A 19,196-nucleotide genomic window follows, 5' to 3' on the forward strand; every position below is an offset into this window, starting at 1 on the left:
CCGTGGCTCGACACATATACCGGTGCCCGCTGCGCTGGTCGGACATGGATGCCTTCGGGCACGTCAACAACGTGGTCTTCCTGCGGTACCTGGAAGAGGCGCGCATCGACTTCATGTTCCGGCTGGCGCCCGGTGACGGGTCCCCGTCGTTCTCGGGCGGATCGGTCGTGGCCCGCCACGAGATCGACTACGTACGGCCGTTGGTGCACCGGCACGAGCCGGTCACCATCGAGTCGTGGGTGACGAAGATCGGTGCGGCGTCGCTGACCATCGCCTACGAGATCAAGGACGCGGACCAGGTGTATGTGCGGGCCTCGACCGTGGTCGTGCCCTTCGACCTCCAGGCGCAGCGGCCCCGCCGGATCTCCGCCGAGGAGCGGGAGTTCCTCCAGGAGTACGTCGATGACTCCGCCGACGGCGGTTCGGGGGCGCTCGGCGCATGAGCGCGCGGCTGCACTTCGCCGATGCCGGGGAGGCGGCGGACCTCGCCGCCTTCCTGGCCCGCCTCATCCACTACGACAAGGCGGCCGCGGTCCGGCTGCAGGCCGCCGGGGACACGCTCGCCGTGTTCGGGCGGCCGCCGTCGTTCGACGTGCTCGCCATCCGTACGGCACGGCTCGCGAAGCCGTACGAGGACGGGCCCACCGCCACCCTCGACGTCACCGTCTCCGCCGGTGAGTTCCTGGAGTGCGTGGGGGACGCGGCGGGCTCCGAGGGGGTTGCCGCCGTGCCGGGCGCCGTCACCGGGCCGCCGTGGGCGGGCGTGCTGCCGCCGAGGGGCGGCTGGCGACAGGAGACCGAACTGCCCGTGATGGGCGCGGTGCGCGCCCTGGTGACGGCGGCGGTCACCGAATTCAAGGGCCGCGTCGAGGAGTTGCCCGCCGAGCGGCGGGTGCGGGCCGAGCTGGACCGGGTGGGGCGGGAGATCTGGTCCCGGACCATCGCCGGGACACCGCTGCCGGTGCGGGCAGCGCATGCCGCGCAGTCACTCGGCTTCCTGCGCGGCGACACGCTGACCCTGCTCTCCTCCGGGGCGTGGCTGCGGCTGCGTACGGCCTATGGGTCCGTCGCGGTGCGGCGCGCGGGGGCCGGCGGGCTCACGGTCACGCCCGCGTAGGCGGGCCGTTCGCGCGGCAGTGGTCCCAGGCCCGTCGTCGGTACGGGGTACGGTCCCACGCGCGCCGGCCCGTCGGCGCCGACGGCCGGGCCGCCCTCCGCGCCCGGCGGGGCGGGCCGTACGCTCGCTGCGGGACGTCCGACGTCACGGGGAGGGCCGGCCAGTGAAGATCGTGCTGCCAGGAGGCACCGGGCAGGTGGGGGGCGTGCTGCGCCGCGCGCTGACCGCCGCGGGTCACGAGGTCGTGGTGCTGACCAGGAACCCGGCGCGGGCCGGCGAGGTCCGCTGGGACGGCCGGACGCTCGGGCCCTGGGCGGAGACGGTCGACGGCAGCGACGTCGTGATCAACCTCGCGGGCCGCAGCGTCAGTTGCCGCTACACCGACGAGAACCTCCGGGCCATGATGGACTCGCGGGTGGACTCCACACGCGTCGTGGGCGAGGCGATCGCCGCCGCCCGGAAGCCGCCCCGGGTCTGGCTCCAGATGAGCACCGCCACCATCTACGCCCACCGTTTCGACGCCCCGAACGACGAGGCCACCGGTGTGCTCGGCGGACAGGAGCCCGATGTCCCCGGCTACTGGGCCTACAGCGTCGACATCGCGCGGAACTGGGAGCGCGCGCAGGAGCGGGCCACGACGCCGGCGACCCGCAAGGTGGCCCTGCGGTCGGCGATGGTGATGAGCCCGGACCGCGGCGGCGTCTTCGACTATCTGCGGTGGCTGGTACGGCTCGGCCTCGGCGGGCCGGTCGCGGGCGGCGCGCAGTACATCTCCTGGATCCACGACGGCGACTTCGTCCGCGCCGTGGAGTTCCTGATCGGCCGGGACGACATCACCGGGGCGGTCAATCTCGCGGCTCCCGGGCCGCTGCCGCAGCGGGAGTTCATGCGGACGCTGCGCGGCGCCCTGGGCATGCCGGTCGGGCTGCCCGCCACGCGGTGGATGGCCGGGATCGGCGCCTTCGCCCTCCGCTCCGACACCGAACTCCTCCTCAAGAGCAGGCGGGTGGTGCCCGGGCGGCTCACGGACGCCGGATTCACCTTCGACCACGGTGCCTGGCCGCTCGCGGCGGCCGACCTCGTGCGGCGGGCCCGCCGTGAGCGGTCCCGGCCCCGGGGACGACGAGCCGCGTAACGGGGCCGCACCGCACCCGGCGCCGTGGGGCGCCGGTTCTCGGGGGCGGGGCCGGACTCAGCCCTCGGAGTTCACCATCGACGCCGCCGCGTACGTCAGGTAGTTCCACAGCACCCGCTCGTGCTCCTCGGACAGGCCCAGCTCGTCGACCGCCGCGCGCATGTGCCGCAGCCAGGCGTCGTGCGCCGCCCGGTCCACGGTGAACGGCGCGTGCCGCATGCGAAGCCGCGGATGGCCGCGGTGGTCGCTGTAGGTGCGCGGGCCGCCCCAGTACTGCATCAGGAACAGCGCGAGGCGCTCCTCGGCCGGCCCGAGGTCCTCCTCCGGGTACATCGGCCGCAGCAGCGGGTCCTCCGCGACCCCCTGGTAGAAGAGGTGCACCAGGCGCCGGAAGGTCTCCTCGCCGCCGACCTGTTCGTAGAAGGTCTGCTCCTGAAGCGTGCCGCGTGGGATCTCTTTCACACCGTCCATGGTCTCAGACGGCCCGGCCGAGGACGGAGGGCTTAGGACCATCGCCCGCCGGCGGCCGCCACACCGGGCCCCGGCCACTCGCATCGGCGGCGCCCGCGCAGCACAGTGGACTCATGGAACCCGATCCCGCACGCGTGGCCGAGCTCCGCACCGCCCTCGTGCGCGAGATCGCGGCGAGCGGGGTCTGGCGGGACGATCCCGCCTGGCGGGCGGCGTTCGAGGCCGTGCCGCGCCACCTGTTCGTGCCCTACTACTACGTCGGCGCGGGCGCCGGCTTCGAGCGGCTGTGGGGCGAGGACCCCGACGCCGGGCGCCGCGCCCGCTGGCTGCGCGGGGCCTACGCCGACACCCCGCTCGCGACCCGCGTACGCGACGGGGAGCTGCTCTCGTCCAGCAGCCAGCCGTCCCTGATGGCGAAGATGCTGGCCGAGCTGGACGTCCGGGAGGGGAACCGCGTCCTGGAGATCGGCGCGGGCACGGGCTACAACGCGGCCCTGCTCGCCCACCGGCTCGGCGACGCCCGGGTCACGACCGTCGACCTGGACCCGGAGATCACCGAGTCCGCGCGCCGGCACCTGGCGGCCGCCGGCCACCGCCCGGCCGTGGTGACCGGCGACGGGGCGGCCGGCTGCCCCGAGCGCGCGCCCTACGACCGGATCATCGTGACCTGCACCCTGACCTCGGTGCCCCGGCGCTGGCTCGCCCAGTGCGCCCCGGGCGCCCGGATCCTCGCGCCGCTGGCGACCGGCCTGATCGCGCTGACCGTGCGGGAGCCCGGCGAGGACGGGCACGCCGAGGGGCGCTTCCTGCACACGCCCGCCTACTTCGTGCCGCTGCGCGGCGCCGGTGTGCGCGCCCCGCAGGGGCCCCACCTCGGAGGGCTGCCGCGCGGGGCCGTGCAGGACGAACTGTTCCGTTTCCTGCTGGAGCTGACCGCGGGCACCCTCGACCCGCACGAGGCCCTCGCCCTGTGGGAGCGCGAGGGCCGGCCGGTGCGCGAGCGCTTCGGGGTCAGCGTGCGCGGGCGGTACGAGTGGGCCTGGCTGGACGACCCCGAAGGACCGTACGCCTGGCCGCTGTGACCGCCCGCCCGCGCGGGCTCAGTCGCGGCGGATCGTGATCGTCGTCCAGGCGCCCACGTGCACCTGGTCGCCGTCCTGGAGCGGGACGGGGACGAACGGCTGGATGGGCTCCTCGCCGCCGTTGACCGTGGTGCCGTTCGTGGAGTTCTGGTCCACGACCGCCCAGCTGCCGTCCGGCTGCTGGACGAGCATCGCGTGCTGGTGCGAGACGCCCGGGTCCTCCGGGGGCACCGACAGGTCGATGTCCGGGGTGTCGCCCGTGGAGTGGCGGCGGCGGCCGATGGAGATCTGGTCGCCCGCCAGCGGACGCTGCTGCTCCGGCGAGTACGCGGGCAGGTTCAGGCCCGACGCCTCGGGGCCGCTGCGCTGCATCATCGCCATGAAGTACTCCCGGTCGGGACCGATCGTCGCCGTCCACGTCCCGGGGCCCTGGGGACCCTGGGGGGCTTGCGGCGCCTGGGGTGCCTGCTGGGCCTGCGGCTGCGGCGGTCCCTGCTGGCCCTGCTGCTGCGGGACCTGCTGGGCCTGCTGGGCCTGCTGCTGGGGCGGACCCTGCTGGCCCTGCGGGTCCTGCGGGCGCGGCGAGACCGGCTGGAAGACGTCCTGCCGCTGGAACGGCTCCTGCGGCCGGGCCGGGGACGACGGCGGCGAGATCACCCAGTCGTCGCCGCCACCGCCGAAGGACGGACCGCCGTTGCCGGGCGGCGGGGGAGGGGGGCCCTGCGGGGCGCCCGACTCCCGCGGGAACGCGGGCGGGCCGGGCGGGCCGGCCTGCTGGAACGCCTGGGGGGCGCCGGGCGGCGGGGCCTGGCCGGGCAGGTGCTGCCGGCCGCCTTCACCGCTGTCACCGCCGTTGCCGTTGCCGAACGGCGGGATCGGCTCGGCGGGCCGGTTCATCTGCGAGGGGCGCGAGCCCTGGTACTCGTACGGGTCCTGGCCCGGGCGGGGCTGTCCGGGGTGGCCGGGCTGCCCAGGGTGACCGGGGTGGCCGCCGGGCGGCGGCTGCTGCTGGAACGGCTGCGCGGGGCGCGGCGCGGGCGCGCCGGGACCGCCCTGGTTGTTCGGCAGCGGCCGGATCGGCGCGGCCGGGGTGTAGGAGGTCGCGGTGTTCGTGAGGAAGTTCCAGCGGCACTCCTCGCAGAACGGCGCGTTCGCCTCGCGGGGCGTGCGGCACTGCGGGCACAGCTCGGGCTCGGCGTCCGGTACCGGCCCGGAGCCGGGACGCGACTGCCCGGGGCCGGAGCGCGGGAAGCCCTGGTCCTGGCCCGGCGCGGGGAAGCCCTGGTTCTGGCCGGGAGGCGGGAAGCCGTGCTCCTGGCCCGGGGGCGGGAACCCCTGGTTCTGGCCCGGAGGCGGCGGCGGGTAGCCGTACCCGGCCGCGGGCGGCGGCGGGGGAGGCGGCGGAGGTACGGCACCGGCCATGCGGTGACCGCAGACCTCGCACCAGTCGTCGGAACCCGACTGGTGTCCGTTCGGGCAGGTCGGCATGTCGGCGCTTCCCCCTCTCCTTCTGCGGCCCCGAGGGCCGTTCGTACTGCGTCTTGGCGGTGTGCGGCGCCGGGCGCCGCGCTACCGCTCGGTCACGACCGCTTGATCACGACTGCTCGGTCACGTCTGCTTCTTCACGCGAACGGTCTTCGTCGACCGCGTCTCGAGTGTCATCTCGTCGGCCTCGGCGACCTTCGCCTTCAATCGAACAGTACCTTCCGCGGCGTCCACCACGTCCACCACCTTCGAAAGCAGTTTCGCCGTATCCGCGTTGCCCGAGGCGGCCGCGAGCTGCACGGCGCGGCCGAGCTTGGCGGTCGCCCCGTCGAGGTCCCCGGATTTGCGGGCGTCGAGTCCCTGCTGGATGGCCTGGGCCAGTTCCGCCTGGCCCGTGTAGTGCGCGACCTGCGGATTGATCGAGGTGGAGGCCGCCATGTCGTCCGTCCACACCGCCCGCACCAGCCCCTGTGAGAGCGTCTGCGCGCTGCCGTCGCCCTGCGGCACGACCAGGGAGACCCGGGCGGCGAGCATCTCCTGGCCGAGGTCGGCGACCGGCACCCGGACACAGACGTGGTAGTCGCGGGACTCGTCGCCCCAGGACCCCGTGGGGTAGTCCCCGGAGCGGGGTCCCGACTCCGTGCGGCGGTGGGTCAGGTCCGCCACGGTGGGGGCCACCTGCTTCACGAACGCGATCTCCACGCCCATCGGCGTCCACAGCCGCAGGCTGACGTCGGCGACCTCCTTGCCCATCGCCGTCTCCATCATCCGCGTGAAGTCGGCGCTGAGCCCGGCCGGATCGGCGACGATGTCGGCGGTGCCGAGCAGCGCGGTGGCGATCCCCGTGACCTCCTTCACCTCCCAGTCCGTGCCGACGCCCCGGGCGTCGCAGGTGAAGCGGCCCGCGCAGGACTCCAGCGCGGCCTTCAGGGCCTCGGGCGACTCGTGTTCGTTGCGGCCGTCGGTGAGCAGGATGCCGTGCCGCACCGCGGACGCGGCGACGTCGGCGGAGGCCAGCAGCCGGTCCGCGAGCCGCAGCCAGGTGCCGATCGCCGTGCCGCCGCCCGCGCTGAGCCGGCGCAGCGCCTGTTTGGCCTGCTCGCGGGTGTCCGGACCGGCCACCGCGAGGCGGCCGTTGCCCGGGTAGACCTCCGTGGCGACGTGGGTGCCGGCGATCACCGCGAAGCGCACCCCGTCGCGCACGGCGTCGACGGCGGCGGCCGTGGCGTCCCTGGCGCCCCGCATCTTCGTCGGCGGGTAGTCCATCGAACCGGAGCAGTCCACCATGATCGCCACGGCGGCGTCCGGGCCGTGCCCCGCGGTGTACAGGTGCGGCGCGCCGACCGCGGAGCCGATCGTGCCGCCTCCGGTGGAGGTCACCGTCGCGATGGCGTTGACCTCGCGGCCGCCCTCGGGCAGGAACTCGTTCTGGTAGACGTCGATCGAGAACTGCGGCACGTTCGACTTCGAGAAAATGGCCATGGATGCTGCTCCCCCTCAGATCCTCGGATCCTCACACTTCGTCGGCGTCCGCACGGCCGGCCCCCCGGCTCCCGTACGGCGCTAGGCCGATCCTGCCCCTTGTGGCGCGTGGGGGAACGGGACGACCGCCACTGTTACGTTGTCGTGGCCCCCGCCGTCCAGCGCGTGGCCGACCAGGACCTGGGCGCTGTGCAGGGGCCGTTCGGCGGCGTCGGCGGGCACGGCCCGCGCCATCTCCTCGACCGCTTCCGCGTAGTTCCACAGCCCGTCCGTGCAGACCACGACCACGCCGGCGCGGTCCGGCTTGAAGGAAGCGGTGTGCGGCTCCAGTTCGTAGGCGTCGGCGCCCAGCCAGCCGGTGATGGCGTGCGCGCGCTCGTCGGCGTACGCCTCCGCCTCGTTCATCAGTCCCGCGGCGACCATCTGCGCGGCCCACGAGTCGTCCTCGGTGAGGCGGACGGTGGGGCCGCTGCGGTCGTCGGGCACCCAGTAGGCGCGGCTGTCGCCGACCCAGCCGACGACGAGCAGGCCCCCGGCGACGACGGCGCCGACCAGCGTGCAGGCCGGCGCGTTCTGGTGCGGGGTGTGCTCGCGGGCGGAAGCGGGCTCGGCGGCCAGCGCGTTGACGGCGTCGGCGGCCGACAGGATGGCCTCGTGCATGCCCTGCTGCGGGTGGACGCCGCGCGGCAGGGAGTCGAGGAGCGACTCGCTCGCGGCGCGGGAGGCGGCGAGGGAGGCCTCGTCGGGGCGGGTCGCGGAGGAGACGCCGTCGCAGACGATCGCGACGACGGCGGGGGAGCCGTCGGGCAGCGCGGCCGCGGAGATCGCGAACGCGTCCTCGTTGCGGTGGTGGCGCAGGCCCCGGTCGCTGACCGCGGCGACCGTCTCCAGCTCCTCCTCCATGTGGTCGCGCTCGCGCGGCTGGGCGTGCCCGCAGTTCTCGCAGTACCCGTCGGGGTCGACGCGGCCCGAGCGGCAGGCCACGCAGAGTTTGGTGCCGGCAGGCGGGGCGGGGTCGGGCGCGGCGGTGCGCGGGTCGGCGCCCGCCTCCGGGGCGTCGGGGGCCGGCGCGGACGGCGGGTTCCGCGGCGGTGCCGTCAGCTCGACGCCCGCGGAGTCGGTGCCGGGCACATCGGTGGGCAGATGGGTGGGCGCCGGGGTGCCGGAGGTGTCCGCCTCGGGCGCGAGCGGCCACTCGGCGGGCTGATTCGCCGCGCCCTCAGGCCGATTCGCCGCGACCTCGGGTCCGTCCGCCGCGGCCTCGGGCCCGTCCGGGGCGACGGTCGGCCGGTCCGGGGCGGCGGTGGGCCCGTCCGGGGCGCCCGCTTCCGGGGCGGCGGTGGGACGCGCCGGCACCGCCGACAGGTCGTACCCGCACGCACCGCAGAACAGGTCACCCGACTCCAGCGGCTCCTCACAGCTGGGGCAGGCAGACAGTTGGGGCATCTGCGACATCACTCACACCCACGTCCTGGGGCGGAAACGGTTGGCCCGCTCCACCAGTTCGATCCTCTCCTCGCCACCCTGTGCGAGCCGGGCCAGTGTCCGGTACGAACGCTCCAGACCGAACCGGAGACCGCGCTCGTCCAGATCGCTGCCGAGCAGCACGGTCCGCGCGCCGGTGGTGGCCGGTGATGCGGAGACGTGACCAGAGTGCCCATCGGAGAGTACCCAGTCGAGCGCCGTCCCCAGTACCTCGGTCGACAGGCGCTCCCTGCGCACCGCGTCGAGACCGAAGCCCGCGAGCGCCTCGATCTCCCCGGCCGCGGCCGTCAGATCGTCCAGGAGCGCCGAACCGGGCGACGCCGCCGCCTCCACGCGCCGGCGAAGTCGCGCCCGTACGGCGGCGACCCGGGCCGCGGTGTAGTGGATGGACGACTCCGGCACCGACTCCAGGGTGCGCACCGCGCCCGCCCTGTCGCCGGCGGCGAACCGGACCCGGGCCAGGCCGAACGCGGCGCTGACATAACTGGGGTCGGTGGCCCACACCAGGCGGTAGTACTCGGCGGCGTTGTCCGGCTGGCCGAGGACCTCCGCGCACACGGCGAGCGCCAGCTTCGGCGCCGCCTCGCCGGGGAACGCGTCGTAGACCGCGTCGAAGGAGAGCGCGGCGCTCTCGAAGTCCCCGCCCGCCAGCGCGGCCACGCCCCGGTACCAGACCACCCGCCAGTCGTCCGGGTGCCGTCGCTCCAGGTCGGCGAGGGCCTCGGCGGCGAGCGCCGCTTCCCCCAGGGCGAGCCGCGCCCACAGCCCGCGCAGCCGCAGCTCCACGGAGTCGGCGGGCGCCGTCCCGAGTGCGGCGATCAGCTCGGCGGGCGCGGACGCCAGAAGACCGGCGAGGAAGCCGGCGTTCGGGTCGTTCGGGTCGACGTGCGGCACCGGCAGCGCCAGCGCCGTCGCGGCGGCGTCCAGCGGCCGTACGGACGCGGCGGGCGGCGCGGCCGGCAGCTCACGCCGGCTCCCCGGCCCGGCGGGGGCCGGCGGGCGCGCCCCGAGCCGCGACACGTCCCCGGACAGCTCCGCGAACAGCTCCGTGTCCGTGACCTTCACCTCGGGCCCGAAGAGCGTGGACAGCGAGGGGCGCGGCGTGCCGGTCTGGAGCGCCACGACCTCCCGCAGGACGCCCGTGAGCTGCTCGGCCATCTCCTGCGCGGAGGCGAAGCGGCGGGCCGGGTCGGGGTCGGTGGCGCGCACCAGGAGCCGGTAGAACGACTCGTACGTACGGAAGACCTCGATGGTGTCGGGGTCGGGCAGGCAGTCCACGAACACGTTCGTGTAGCCCTGGAAGTCGAAGGTCAGGACGGCGAGCGTGCGCGCGACCGTGTAGAGGTCGGAGGCCACCGAGGGCCCCACCTCGGCGACTTCGGGCGCCTGGTAGCCGACCGTGCCGTAGATCGCGGACTCGTCGTCGTCCATCCTGCGGACCGCGCCCATGTCGATGACCTTGAGCTGGCCCTCGGTCTGGATGGCGTTGTCGACCTTGAAGTCGCAGTACAGCAGATTGCGGCTGTGCAGATGGCCGAGGGCCTCCAGCGCCTCGATGCCGTACGCGCACGCCTGCTCGACCGGCAGCGGATCGCGTCGGCCGTCGGGCGTGCGGCGGCCGTTGGCGATCTCCTTCAGGGACTTGCCGCCGACGTACTCCATGACGATGTAGCCGTCCATGGAGCCGGTGCGCTGGTCGAGGTGCTCGACGAAGTTGTAGATCCGCACGATGTTGGAGTGCTCGATCTCGGCGAGGAAGCGGCGTTCGGAGATCGCGGCGGCCATCGCGTCCTGGTCGCCCGTGTCCAACAGGCCCTTGAGGACCACCCAGCGGTCGGACACCGCCCGGTCCACGGCGAGGTACACCCAGCCGAGGCCGCCGTGCGCGAGACAGCCCACCACCTCGTACTGGCCGTGCACGATGTCGCCGGGGTCCAGCTTCGGCACGAAGGAGTACGGGTGGCCGCACTTGGTGCAGAACCCCTCGGTGCGGCCCGGCCGCTCCCCGCGCGCACGCCCCACCGGGGCGCCGCAGTCCGAGCGGGAGCAGAACCGCTTGCGCTCGGGCACCTCGGGGTTGTCGAGGACCGCGCCGCGCGGATCGGGGCGCGGCACGTCCGGCACGCTGACCAGGCCGACGCCGAGCCGCCCGCGCCCCGAGGCGGAGGCCGCCGAGCCCGAGCTGCGCACCGACACCGAGCGGGAGGTGGCGCGGCCCGACGCGGAACGCGACAGCCGCCCCGACACCGACCTGCGGGACGACTGGGAGCGCGCGGACCGGGACGAGCGGGATGACGAGCGGGACGAGCGGGATGACGAGCGGGCGCTCGAACTGCCCGAGCCCCGCGCCCCCTTGCCGCCGCCCGTGATGCCCGTGGGCGGTGAGCCCACCGTGCCGTCCCCCGCGACCGCCGGGGCGAGACCGCACGTGTCGCAGTACAGTTCGCCGCCGCCGACATCCTCGTACGACCCCGTGCAGCCGGGCCGTCGGCACTGCCGCTCGCTCACGCTTCCTCCCTCCGGTCGGCGGTCCCGCCCTGCTGCGGGATCCTCGGCGCGAGCACCTCGGCGACCGCCCGCTGGTAGCGCAGCACCGCCTGTTCCGCCACGCGCAGGTCACAGGGCGCGCTCCACAGCATGCGGCGCGCCGCGTCGTACCGCTCGACCAGCAGCGGGTCCTCGGCGTGACCGAGCCGGGCCACCTTCGCCTTGTACGCGTCCAGGCGGCCGCGCAGCTCCGCGCGGACCGCGAGCGGGGCCGTGACGGCGGTCAACGACTCGCGGGCGCGCAGCAGTTCGTCCTCGGCCTTCTCCTCCAGGGACTCCAGCAGTGGTGAGAGGCGGTGCCACTGGGCGTTCCTGCGGTAGTCGGCGGCCCGTGCCAGCTGTTCCTGGAGGGCGGTCGGCGGGCCGCTGACCGCGGGCACCTCGGACGCGGCGATCTTCGCGAGGACCTCGCCGCGGGCGCTCCTGGCCTCCGCCAGGGTGCGGTCCGCGCGCGAGAGCAGGTCGCGCAGCCTGCCGAGGCGGGCCTCCGCGTCCTGGCGGACGGTGAGCACCGCCTCGATCTCGCGTCGCACGTCTTCCAAGGCCCGCGCCTCACGGTCGTAGCGGTCGGTGTGCGGGCGGCCGCCGCCGGGCGCCGAACTGCCCTCCGCGCGCCGCCAGAAGGCGAGCGGGTCGCTCACCACCTGCTCGCGCAGGGTCGTCAGGGCGCGGGTGATGCGTTCCAGGTCGTCGCCGGCGGGGTGCTCGCCGGGGCGTACGCCGACCGAGTGCGCGAGGTGTCGGGTGCGGGCCAGTTCGGCGGCGAGCAGGTCGATGCGGGCGGGCAGCGCCGACCACACGGCGTCGGCGGCGACGACCATGTCCAGGGAGCGCGCGTACAGGTCGTTCATGCGGGCCACCAGCTCTTCGAGCGTGAAGCGCTCGGTGAGCTTGGCGGGGCCGTCCAGCGAGGGGGAGGTGCCACCGGCGTCGGCGCCCGCGACGGTCACGGACTGCCCGCGCAGCAGCTCCGTCAGCTCGGCGAGGTCCTCGCGGCTCGGCCGGCGTCTGCGGGCGCGCAGCTCGCGCGCGGCGTGCAGGGCACCGGCGTAGGCGTCGAAGTAGGCCCAGAGCAGGGTGATCCGCTGCTCGGTGACCACCCAGCGCTCCTGGGTGACGCCGGTGAGCCGGGCGCCTTCGAGCAGGCGCCGGCCCGCGTGGTCCTGGAGGGCGAGGAGCGAGGTCTCGATCGCCTCGTGCTCGGCGTCGAGGCGCGCCAGCGCACGGTCCACCTCGTCCCGGTCCATCACCGGACCGGGGGGTTCCGTGACGCTCATCGATCACCTCTCCGCTCTGCGTTGCCGCAAGTTCAGTGCTACCAGGTCCGTCGCCCGCTCCGGGGCCGCGTCAGTCGCGGTACTCGGGCTCGGGCGGGCCCGCCACCTTGCCGAGACCGCCCCGGAGCCACTTGTCGTAGGACTTCTGCCAGCCGCCGTCCTCGCGGTAGTCGTCCAGGACCTTGTTGACCCGGCGGACCAGGTCGTCGGCGCCCTTCTTCATCGCCACGCCGTAGTGCTCCGTGGTGAACGGCTCCTCGCCCTTCAGCTCGACCGTCGGGTCCTGTGCGGCCTGGCCCGCGGCGAGCGCGCTGTCGGTCACCACGGCGTCCACCTCACCGAGCTGGAGCCGCACCAGGCAGTCGAGCTGATTGGGCACCGTGGTGGAGATGTCGGCACCGAAGCTCTTCTTCTTGAGTTCCTCCAGGGCGATGGAGCCCGCCGCCGAGCAGACCCGCTTGCCCTTGAGCGTTCCGTCGTAGCCCGTGATGCCGGACTTCTTGGGGGCGAGCACCTGCTGGCCCGTCTCGAAGTACCCGGTGGAGAAGTCGACCTGCTCCAGGCGCGCGCAGTTGACGGTCATGGTGCGCACCACCATGTCGACCTGGCCGCTCTCGATGGCGGGGATGCGCTGGTTGGTGGGGATGGCGCGGAAGACGACGGCGTCACGGTCGCCGAAGATCTCCTCGGCGATCTTCCGCGCGAGGTCGATGTCGAAGCCTTCCAGCTCGCCGCCCCTCTTGTTCGGGTCGCGGTACCCCCAGCGGTAGCTGTTCTGGTCGACGCCGACGATCAGCTTCTTGACCGGGCGGTTCTTGATGGCGTCGATCGTCGGGCCGTTCTTGCCCGAGGGGCGCGGGCTCTGGTCGTTGCAGTCGTCGGCGTCCGCCCGCGCGGGCGAGGCCACCGTGGTGCCCGAGCCGTCGTCCGGTGCCGTCCGCCCGCCGTGGTGCGCGGGGAGGGCCAGGACGAGCGTCCCCGTCAGCGCGCAGGCGAGACCCATGGCGCCGACTCCGCCCCAGCCGCGCAGCCTGGCCGTGCCGCGTCGGGTACGCATCGTCTGCGCGCCCCCTTTCACCTCTGACCCCATCACCGGTACTCCGAAAGCCTGCGGCCGATGCCGAGCACGGCGCCCGCGGCGCCGAGGACCGCGAGCACGGCGGCGCCGACCGGCAGCCCGGTCATGGCGCCCCTGCCGTCCTCGGCGGCCTGCTGGAACTCGCGCTGTTCGTGCGCCAGGGCCCGGTCCAGGGCCGCGTCCACGTTGTCGAAGCACTCGCCGGTCGGGGCGTCGCCCTTGGCGCCTATGACCTTGTCGAGCGCTCCTTGGTAGTCACCGGAGTCGTCGCTGGAGCGGGCCGCCTTGTGGCGGTCCTTCCAGACGCCCACGTTCTTCGCGGCCTCGGTCACCGGGCCCTCGCCGGCCGCGTCGTCGGCGAGGTCGGCGGCCTCGCCGAGCAGGCCGCTGTCCGCGCCGCCGAGCCGCTTCATCTGCGCGCGGTAGGAGACGTCGAACTTGTCCTCGGTCTCACCGTGCACCTCGGTGGTCTCCGCGCCCCGGCTGACCAGGGTCAGGTTCTCGTCGCCGCGTGCCTTCAGGGAGCTGATCCGGGCGTCGTTGAGGACGTTCAGGGACCGCACGCCGTGGTCGTAGGAGTCGTCGAGCCCGGAGCGCGCGAAGGTGTGGCCGGCGACGAGCCACAGCAGGACGGCCGCGGTGGCGGCGCTCGCGGCGAGCAGGCCGTGGTTGAACACGCGGTTCGTGCGGAGGTAGTTGCGGCGCTGCGCCCAGAGCAGGGCGGCGAGCGCGAGGACGCCGAGGGCGAGGGCGGGCCACGGGTAGGGCTTGGCCTTGCCGTAGTCGGAACCGAGCCGTTCGTTCTCCGCCTTGTAGAGCTTCTCGGCGGCCGGGAGCATCTGCGTCTGCATCTTGTCGTTGGCGTAGCGCAGATAGGCGCCGCCGAGCGGCAGGCCCTGGCGGTTGTTCGCGCGGGCGCGCTCGATCAGGCCCGTGTACTGGGGGAGCAGCTTGTTCAGCTTGCCGACGGCGGCGGCCGAGGAGGAGTCGGGGCCCGCGTTCGACGCGGCCGTCGCGAGCTTGTGCGAGGCCCGCTCGATGTCCCGCTCGTACCGGTCGCGGACGGCCGCCGGTTCCTGGCCGCCCGCCAGGAAGCCGCTGGACGCCGCGGTGTTGGCGTCGGCCAGCGAGCGGTAGACGGCGGCCGCGTCGGAGGTCAGCGGCTGGCTGCGGTGCAGCACGTCGTCCGCGGCGGCCGAGCGGTCCGTCATCTGCCAGGCGGTGACCGCGCCGAACGCGACGACCAGCAGGGCGAGGACGGCGCCGATGATCCGCAGCCTGCCCGGCTCCGTGGTCGCGGCGGCGCGCAGCCGGTCGGTTCCCTCGGCCCAGGCGGTGCGGCGCGGCGCGGCGGCCCGCGGCGCGGGGTCCGCCGCGGCGGACCCCGCGCCTGGAGACTGCGGCGGGGCCGGGACGGCGGGTGCCGTCGGCGCGGGCCGGGCCGGGGCGTGGCCCGGCGGTACGGGCGGACCCGGCGGGGCCGCACCGCCGTTCGGCGGATGTGTCACCTGACCTCGACCTCCCCCTCGGTCATCGGACGGCTGCTTCCGCCCGGCGCCGCACGGGACGGGCCCGGCGCGGGAAGAAGTGCACGGCCGCAAGTATTGCCGCAGGCACGGGCCTTCGCACAGGTCTTGCCCCGATCTTGCGCGGATCCCTGCCCTGGAACACGAGATCGGGGGGCGCCTGGTTCCCGCCCGCGCGGGGCCTGCGCCTGGCTCCCGCCCGCGCGCGGTGGTCGGCGGGAAGGACCGGAGCGCGGGCCCGGCCGCCTCGGCCAGGCCCCGGCGCACACGGCCCGGGCCGACTGGGCCTGGGCCTGGGTGGCTCCCGCCCCTCGCGCGCGGCGATGGGTAAAAGGGGCTCGCGCGCGGGGACGTGGCCGAGGCGGCCAGGTCCCCGCGCACACGGCGTGGGCGGGAAAGGCGGTCAGCGCCGGTGCGCGCCGTCCTCGTAGTGGGCGCGGACGCGCGCGTGCACCTCCGGGGGCGCCCCCGTCCGGTCGAGGCCGAGGAGTGCCGCGCCGAGCACCGGGCGGGCGACGACCACCCGGGGTTCCGCCTTGGGGGCGCGTTCCGCGAGCAATGACCGGACCCGGTCGTCCAGTTGGGGGTGGCGTGCCGCGAGGACGCTGCCGCCCAGCACCACCGGCGCCTCCTCGTCGAGCAGGCCGAGCCGGTCCAGGGCCACGGTCGCCATCGCGACGACCTCGTCGGCCATCCGGTCCACCAGGGAACGCGCCACGGCGTCGCCCGCCGCCGCGGTCGTGAAGAGCACCGGCGTCAGCTCGTGCCGCCTGGCCGGGGCGATGTGCCCGAGGTGCAGCGCCTCGATGAGCGCGTACATGGACGGCAGCCCGAAGTGCCCGGGCAGGGCCACGCGCAGCGCGGTCGGCCCGCCGCGGCCGTCCTCGGCCCGCGCCGCGTGCCACAGGGCCTCCTCGGCGAGCCCGCCGCCCCCGCCCCAGTCGCCGGAGATCCGGCCGATCGCGGGGAAACGGGCGGTGCGCCCGTCCGGCAGCATGCCCACGCAGTTGATGCCCGCCCCGCACACCACGGCCACGCCCCGCGGCTCCGCGTCCTCCAGGAGGCCTGCGCGCAGCACCGCGAAGGTGTCGTTGCGCACGTCCACGGACGTGCCCCAGCCGCGACGCTCGAGCGCCTGGGCCAACTCCCGTTCCTCCACGGGCAGATCGGCGTTGGCCAGGCACGCCGAGACGTGCTCGACCGTGTCGGTGCCCGCCTCGGCGAGCGCGGCCGTCACCGCCCGCGCGAGCATGTCCACGGCCGGTTCGACGCCGACCCGGGGCGGTTGGAACCCGCCGCCGCGGGCCGCGCCGACGATCCGCCCGTCGGCCGTGACCACCGCGACGTCGGTCTTGCTGTTGCCCGCGTCGATCGCGAGCACACTCCCGCCTACGCCCACGCCAGGTGCTCCCGGTTGTGGGCGAGCAGGCGGTCGGTGAGGGTCTCGGCGTACGCGTACTGCCCGACCAGGGGGTGGGCGAGCAGCGCCTTGAAGACGCGGTCGCGGCCGCCGTGCAGCGCAGCCCGCAGCGCCAGGTCCTCGTAGGCGGTGACATGGGAGACGAGCCCGGCGTACAGCGGGTCGAGGCGGGGCACGGGCAGGGGCTGGGCGCCCGAGCCGTCCACCGTGGCCTGCACCTCGATGACCGCGTCGTCGGGCAGGAAGGGCAGCGTGCCGTTGTTGACGGTGTTCACCACCTGGTGGGGGCTGCCGCCGTTGCCGAGCAGGGACGCGGCGAGGTCGACCGCCGCCTCCGAGTAGAAGGCGCCGCCGCGCTGGGCGAGCAGCTCCGGCTTCTCGTCGAGCGCGGGGTCGCCGTACATCGTCAGCAGTTCCCGCTCCATCGCGGCGACCTCGGCGGCCCGCGACGGCTTGGTCCGCAGCTCCTCGACCACCGCGTCGTGCTGGTAGTAGTAGCGCAGGTAGTACGAGGGCACGACGCCGAGCCGGTCGACGATCTCGCGCGGCATGTGCAGGTCCTCGGCGACGGCCGCCCCGTGCTGCTCCAGGAGCCGGGGCAGGACGTCCTCGCCCTGGGGGCCCCCGAGACGTACGCCGGTCTCCCAGGTGAGGTGGTTGAGCCCCACGTGGTCCAGGTGCACCTCGGCGGGCGCCACGTCCAGCAGTTTGGCGAACTTCCGCTGGAAGCCGATCGCGACGTTGCACAGGCCGACGGCCTTGTGCCCGGCCTGGAGCAGCGCCCGGGTGACGATGCCGACCGGGTTGGTGAAGTCGATGATCCAGGCGTCCGGGTTGGCGCGCCGGACGCGCTCGGCGATGTCCAGGACGACCGGCACGGTGCGCAGCGCCTTCGCGAGGCCGCCGGCGCCGGTGGTCTCCTGGCCGACGCAGCCGCACTCCAGCGGCCACGTCTCGTCCTGCTGGCGGGCCGCCTGCCCGCCGACGCGCAGCTGGAGCAGGACCGCGTCGGCGTCGGCGACGCCCGCGTCCACGTCGGAGGTGGTGACGATGCGGCCGGGGTGGCCCTGCTTGGCGAAGATGCGCCGCGCGAGGCCCCCGACGAGTTCGAGACGGTCGGCGGCCGGGTCGACGAGGACCAGTTCCTCGATCGGCAGGGTGTCCCTCAACCGGGCGAATCCGTCGATGAGTTCGGGTGTGTAGGTCGACCCTCCGCCGACCACTGCGAGCTTCATTGCGTGTCTCAGCCCTTTACTCCGGTGAGGGTGACGCCTTCGACGAAGGCCTTCTGTGCGAAGAAGAAGACGACGATGACCGGCGCCATGACGAGCAGCGTCGCGGCCATGGTCAGGTTCCAGTTGACGCTGTGGGCGCTCTTGAAGGACTCCAGGCCGTAGCTCAGTGTCCAGGCGCCGGGGTTCTGGGCCGCGTAGATCTGCGGCCCGAAGTAGTCGTTCCAGCAGTAGAAGAACTGGAAGAGCGCGATGGCGGCGATGCCCGGCTTGGCCATCGGTACGACGATCTTGACGAGTGTGCGGAACTCGCCGCAGCCGTCGATCTTCGCGGACTCGATGTACTCCTTGGGGATGGTGAGGAGGAACTGCCGCAGCAGGAAGATCGAGTACGCGTCGCCGAACGCCATCGGGATGATCAGCGGCCACAGCGTGCCCGACAGGTGCAGCTGCTGGGCCCAGACCAGATACATGGGGATCACGATGACCTGCGGCGGCAGCATCATCGTGGAGATGACGAGCATCATCGCGGTGCGCCGGCCGCGGAAGCGGAACTTGGCGAGCGCGTACGCCACGGGTATCGCCGAGCAGACCGTGAAGAGGGTGCCGAGGCCCGCGTACAGCAGGGAGTTGCGCCACCAGTCGAGGAAGCCGGGGGTGTCGAACACCGTCTTGTAGTTGGACCAGTGCCAGGTGTCGGGCCACAGGTCGCCGCTCATCGCCTGGGAGTCGCTCATCACCGACGTCAGGAAGACGAAGACGAACGGCAGGACGAACAGCAGGGCCACCGCGATGGCCACGCTGTGGACGGCGATCCAGTGCAGGGTCCGCCTGCGGCGGGCGCGGGCTGCGGCGGGGCCCCGCAGGGGGGCGGTGCGGCCGGGGGCCGGTGGCGCGGTCAGGGTCGTGGTCGTCATGTGTCCTCAGTCCTCCGCCGCGAGCAGCCCGGAGCGCTTGCGCATCAGGAGCGTCGTCACGGCCATGGCGATGGCGAAGAGCACGAGCGAGAGCACGCACGCGGCGCCGGTGTTGAAGTTCTGGAAGCCCATCGAGTAGACGAGCTGGGGGACCGTGAGGGTCGAGTGCTCCGGGTAGCCGGGCTGGATCACCGAACCCGGGCCGACGTTGACCCCGGAGGCGACCTTCCCCGCGACCAGGGCCTGCGTGTAGTACTGCATGGTCTGCACGACGCCCGTGACCACGGCGAACATCACGATCGGCGTGATCGAGGGCCAGGTGACGTAGCGGAACTTCGCCCACGCCCCGGCGCCGTCCAGGTCCGCCGCCTCGTACTGCTCCTTGGGGACGTCGAGCAGCGCGGCCATGAAGATGACCATGAGGTCGCCGATGCCCCACAGGGAGAGCAGCACCAGCGAGGGTTTGGCCCAGTCGGGGTCGTTGAACCAGTTGGGCGCGGTGATGCCGATCGCGTCCAGGATCTCGTTGACCGGGCCCGTGCCCGGGTTGAGCAGGAACACGAAGGCGACGGTGGCGGCCACCGGCGGGGCGAGGTAGGGGAGGTAGAAGGCGGTGCGGAAGAGGCCGACGCCCGTCTTGATCTTCGTGACGAGCAGCCCGAGCGAGAGCCCGAAGACCACCCGCAGCGCCACCATGACCACCACGAGCCAGAGGGTGTTCCACAGGGCGGGCCCGAACAGCGGCATCTGCTCGAACACGTACCGCCAGTTCCTGAGGCCCACGAAGGTGGGCTCCTTGATCTGGTTGTAGTGCATGAACGAGAAGTACACGGTCGCGAGCAGCGGATACGCGAAGAAGACGCTGAAGCCGACCAGCCAGGGGGACAGGAAGCCGAGCGTGCGCAGTCTGCGGCGCGCCGGGTTGGAGAGGGACAGTGCCAT

General features: G+C 74.0%; 16 protein-coding genes. 4 read left to right on the top strand and 12 right to left on the bottom strand.

The features are described from left to right. The first annotated feature begins 2 nt into the window (after positions 1-2). From ACZ5GP_RS19365 to ACZ5GP_RS19375, 3 genes are all read left to right on the top strand, one after another. The gene (locus tag ACZ5GP_RS19365) at positions 3-443 is read left to right on the top strand and encodes an acyl-CoA thioesterase (protein WP_468751997.1); all 441 of its coding nucleotides are present in this window, start codon (positions 3-5) and stop codon (positions 441-443) included. After that, positions 440-1,117 carry a DUF8010 domain-containing protein gene (locus tag ACZ5GP_RS19370; RefSeq protein WP_468751998.1) on the top strand — a complete coding sequence of 226 codons (678 nt, stop codon included), beginning with the start codon at positions 440-442 and terminating at the stop codon, positions 1,115-1,117. The genes ACZ5GP_RS19365 and ACZ5GP_RS19370 overlap by 4 nt, the downstream gene beginning before the upstream one ends. A 163-nt stretch (positions 1,118-1,280) precedes the next feature. Further along, positions 1,281-2,252: a TIGR01777 family oxidoreductase gene (locus ACZ5GP_RS19375; protein ID WP_468751999.1), complete on the top strand. Its 972-nt coding sequence runs from the start codon at positions 1,281-1,283 to the stop codon at positions 2,250-2,252. 57 nt (positions 2,253-2,309) lie between these two features. Here ACZ5GP_RS19375 and ACZ5GP_RS19380 read toward each other — a convergent pair whose 3' ends face one another. After that, complete coding sequence (locus ACZ5GP_RS19380; RefSeq protein WP_358587688.1) at positions 2,310-2,723, bottom strand: globin; 414 nt, start codon at positions 2,721-2,723, stop codon at positions 2,310-2,312. Between the two features lie 113 nt (positions 2,724-2,836). On the opposite strand from ACZ5GP_RS19380, the gene ACZ5GP_RS19385 reads away from it, so the two are divergent. Beyond that, positions 2,837-3,805: a methyltransferase domain-containing protein gene (locus ACZ5GP_RS19385; protein WP_468752000.1), complete on the top strand. Its 969-nt coding sequence runs from the start codon at positions 2,837-2,839 to the stop codon at positions 3,803-3,805. 18 nt (positions 3,806-3,823) lie between these two features. On the opposite strand, the gene ACZ5GP_RS19390 is transcribed toward ACZ5GP_RS19385, so the two are convergent. The 11 genes from ACZ5GP_RS19390 to ACZ5GP_RS19440 all read right to left on the bottom strand — a co-directional run bounded on the left by ACZ5GP_RS19390 (position 3,824) and on the right by ACZ5GP_RS19440 (position 19,196). Next, entirely contained in the window at positions 3,824-5,293 is a 1,470-nt protein-coding gene (locus ACZ5GP_RS19390) for an FHA domain-containing protein (protein WP_468752001.1), read from the bottom strand. 120 nt (positions 5,294-5,413) lie between these two features. Continuing rightward, positions 5,414-6,772, bottom strand: coding sequence for a vWA domain-containing protein (locus ACZ5GP_RS19395; protein WP_468752002.1), 1,359 nt, complete (start codon positions 6,770-6,772; stop codon positions 5,414-5,416). A gap of 81 nt (positions 6,773-6,853) precedes the next feature. Continuing rightward, positions 6,854-8,227, bottom strand: coding sequence for a PP2C family protein-serine/threonine phosphatase (locus ACZ5GP_RS19400; RefSeq protein WP_468752003.1), 1,374 nt, complete (start codon positions 8,225-8,227; stop codon positions 6,854-6,856). 3 nt (positions 8,228-8,230) lie between these two features. After that, the gene (locus tag ACZ5GP_RS19405) at positions 8,231-10,765 is read right to left on the bottom strand and encodes a serine/threonine-protein kinase (RefSeq protein WP_468752004.1); all 2,535 of its coding nucleotides are present in this window, start codon (positions 10,763-10,765) and stop codon (positions 8,231-8,233) included. After that, positions 10,762-12,081, bottom strand: a complete 1,320-nt coding sequence (locus tag ACZ5GP_RS19410; RefSeq protein WP_468752005.1) for a coiled-coil domain-containing protein — start codon at positions 12,079-12,081, stop codon at positions 10,762-10,764. The genes ACZ5GP_RS19405 and ACZ5GP_RS19410 overlap by 4 nt, the downstream gene beginning before the upstream one ends. A gap of 70 nt (positions 12,082-12,151) precedes the next feature. Beyond that, positions 12,152-13,138: a glutamate ABC transporter substrate-binding protein gene (locus tag ACZ5GP_RS19415; protein WP_468752006.1), complete on the bottom strand. Its 987-nt coding sequence runs from the start codon at positions 13,136-13,138 to the stop codon at positions 12,152-12,154. 32 nt (positions 13,139-13,170) lie between these two features. After that, positions 13,171-14,667 (bottom strand): hypothetical protein, encoded by a 1,497-nt coding sequence (locus ACZ5GP_RS19420; protein WP_468752007.1) that lies wholly within the window; start codon positions 14,665-14,667, stop codon positions 13,171-13,173. Between the two features lie 421 nt (positions 14,668-15,088). Further along, entirely contained in the window at positions 15,089-16,084 is a 996-nt protein-coding gene (locus tag ACZ5GP_RS19425; RefSeq protein WP_468752008.1) for an N-acetylglucosamine kinase, read from the bottom strand. Further along, the gene (locus ACZ5GP_RS19430; RefSeq protein WP_468752009.1) at positions 16,075-17,340 is read right to left on the bottom strand and encodes a 6-phospho-beta-glucosidase; all 1,266 of its coding nucleotides are present in this window, start codon (positions 17,338-17,340) and stop codon (positions 16,075-16,077) included. Before ACZ5GP_RS19430 ends, ACZ5GP_RS19425 begins: the two co-directional genes overlap by 10 nt. Positions 17,341-17,348: 8 nt before the next feature. Next, a complete protein-coding gene (locus ACZ5GP_RS19435; protein WP_468752010.1) occupies positions 17,349-18,254 on the bottom strand; it encodes a carbohydrate ABC transporter permease in 906 nt (301 codons plus the stop codon). Between the two features lie 6 nt (positions 18,255-18,260). Then, entirely contained in the window at positions 18,261-19,196 is a 936-nt protein-coding gene (locus tag ACZ5GP_RS19440) for a carbohydrate ABC transporter permease (RefSeq protein WP_468752011.1), read from the bottom strand.

The organism is Streptomyces sp. NPDC031466 (assembly GCF_055581265.1).

What these genes read in the sequence shown, in the direction of transcription:
- ACZ5GP_RS19370 (WP_468751998.1), top strand. Translation starts at nt 440, where the DNA reads ATGAGCGCGCGGCTGCACTTCGCCGATGCCGGGGAGGCGGCGGACCTC.
- ACZ5GP_RS19380 (WP_358587688.1), bottom strand. Translation starts at nt 2,723, where the DNA reads ATGGACGGTGTGAAAGAGATCCCACGCGGCACGCTTCAGGAGCAGACC.
- ACZ5GP_RS19385 (WP_468752000.1), top strand. Translation starts at nt 2,837, where the DNA reads ATGGAACCCGATCCCGCACGCGTGGCCGAGCTCCGCACCGCCCTCGTG.
- ACZ5GP_RS19390 (WP_468752001.1), bottom strand. Translation starts at nt 5,293, where the DNA reads ATGCCGACCTGCCCGAACGGACACCAGTCGGGTTCCGACGACTGGTGC.
- ACZ5GP_RS19395 (WP_468752002.1), bottom strand. Translation starts at nt 6,772, where the DNA reads ATGGCCATTTTCTCGAAGTCGAACGTGCCGCAGTTCTCGATCGACGTC.
- ACZ5GP_RS19400 (WP_468752003.1), bottom strand. Translation starts at nt 8,227, where the DNA reads ATGTCGCAGATGCCCCAACTGTCTGCCTGCCCCAGCTGTGAGGAGCCG.
- ACZ5GP_RS19410 (WP_468752005.1), bottom strand. Translation starts at nt 12,081, where the DNA reads ATGAGCGTCACGGAACCCCCCGGTCCGGTGATGGACCGGGACGAGGTG.
- ACZ5GP_RS19415 (WP_468752006.1), bottom strand. Translation starts at nt 13,138, where the DNA reads ATGCGTACCCGACGCGGCACGGCCAGGCTGCGCGGCTGGGGCGGAGTC.
- ACZ5GP_RS19430 (WP_468752009.1), bottom strand. Translation starts at nt 17,340, where the DNA reads ATGAAGCTCGCAGTGGTCGGCGGAGGGTCGACCTACACACCCGAACTC.
- ACZ5GP_RS19435 (WP_468752010.1), bottom strand. Translation starts at nt 18,254, where the DNA reads ATGACGACCACGACCCTGACCGCGCCACCGGCCCCCGGCCGCACCGCC.
- ACZ5GP_RS19440 (WP_468752011.1), bottom strand. Translation starts at nt 19,196, where the DNA reads ATGGCACTGTCCCTCTCCAACCCGGCGCGCCGCAGACTGCGCACGCTC.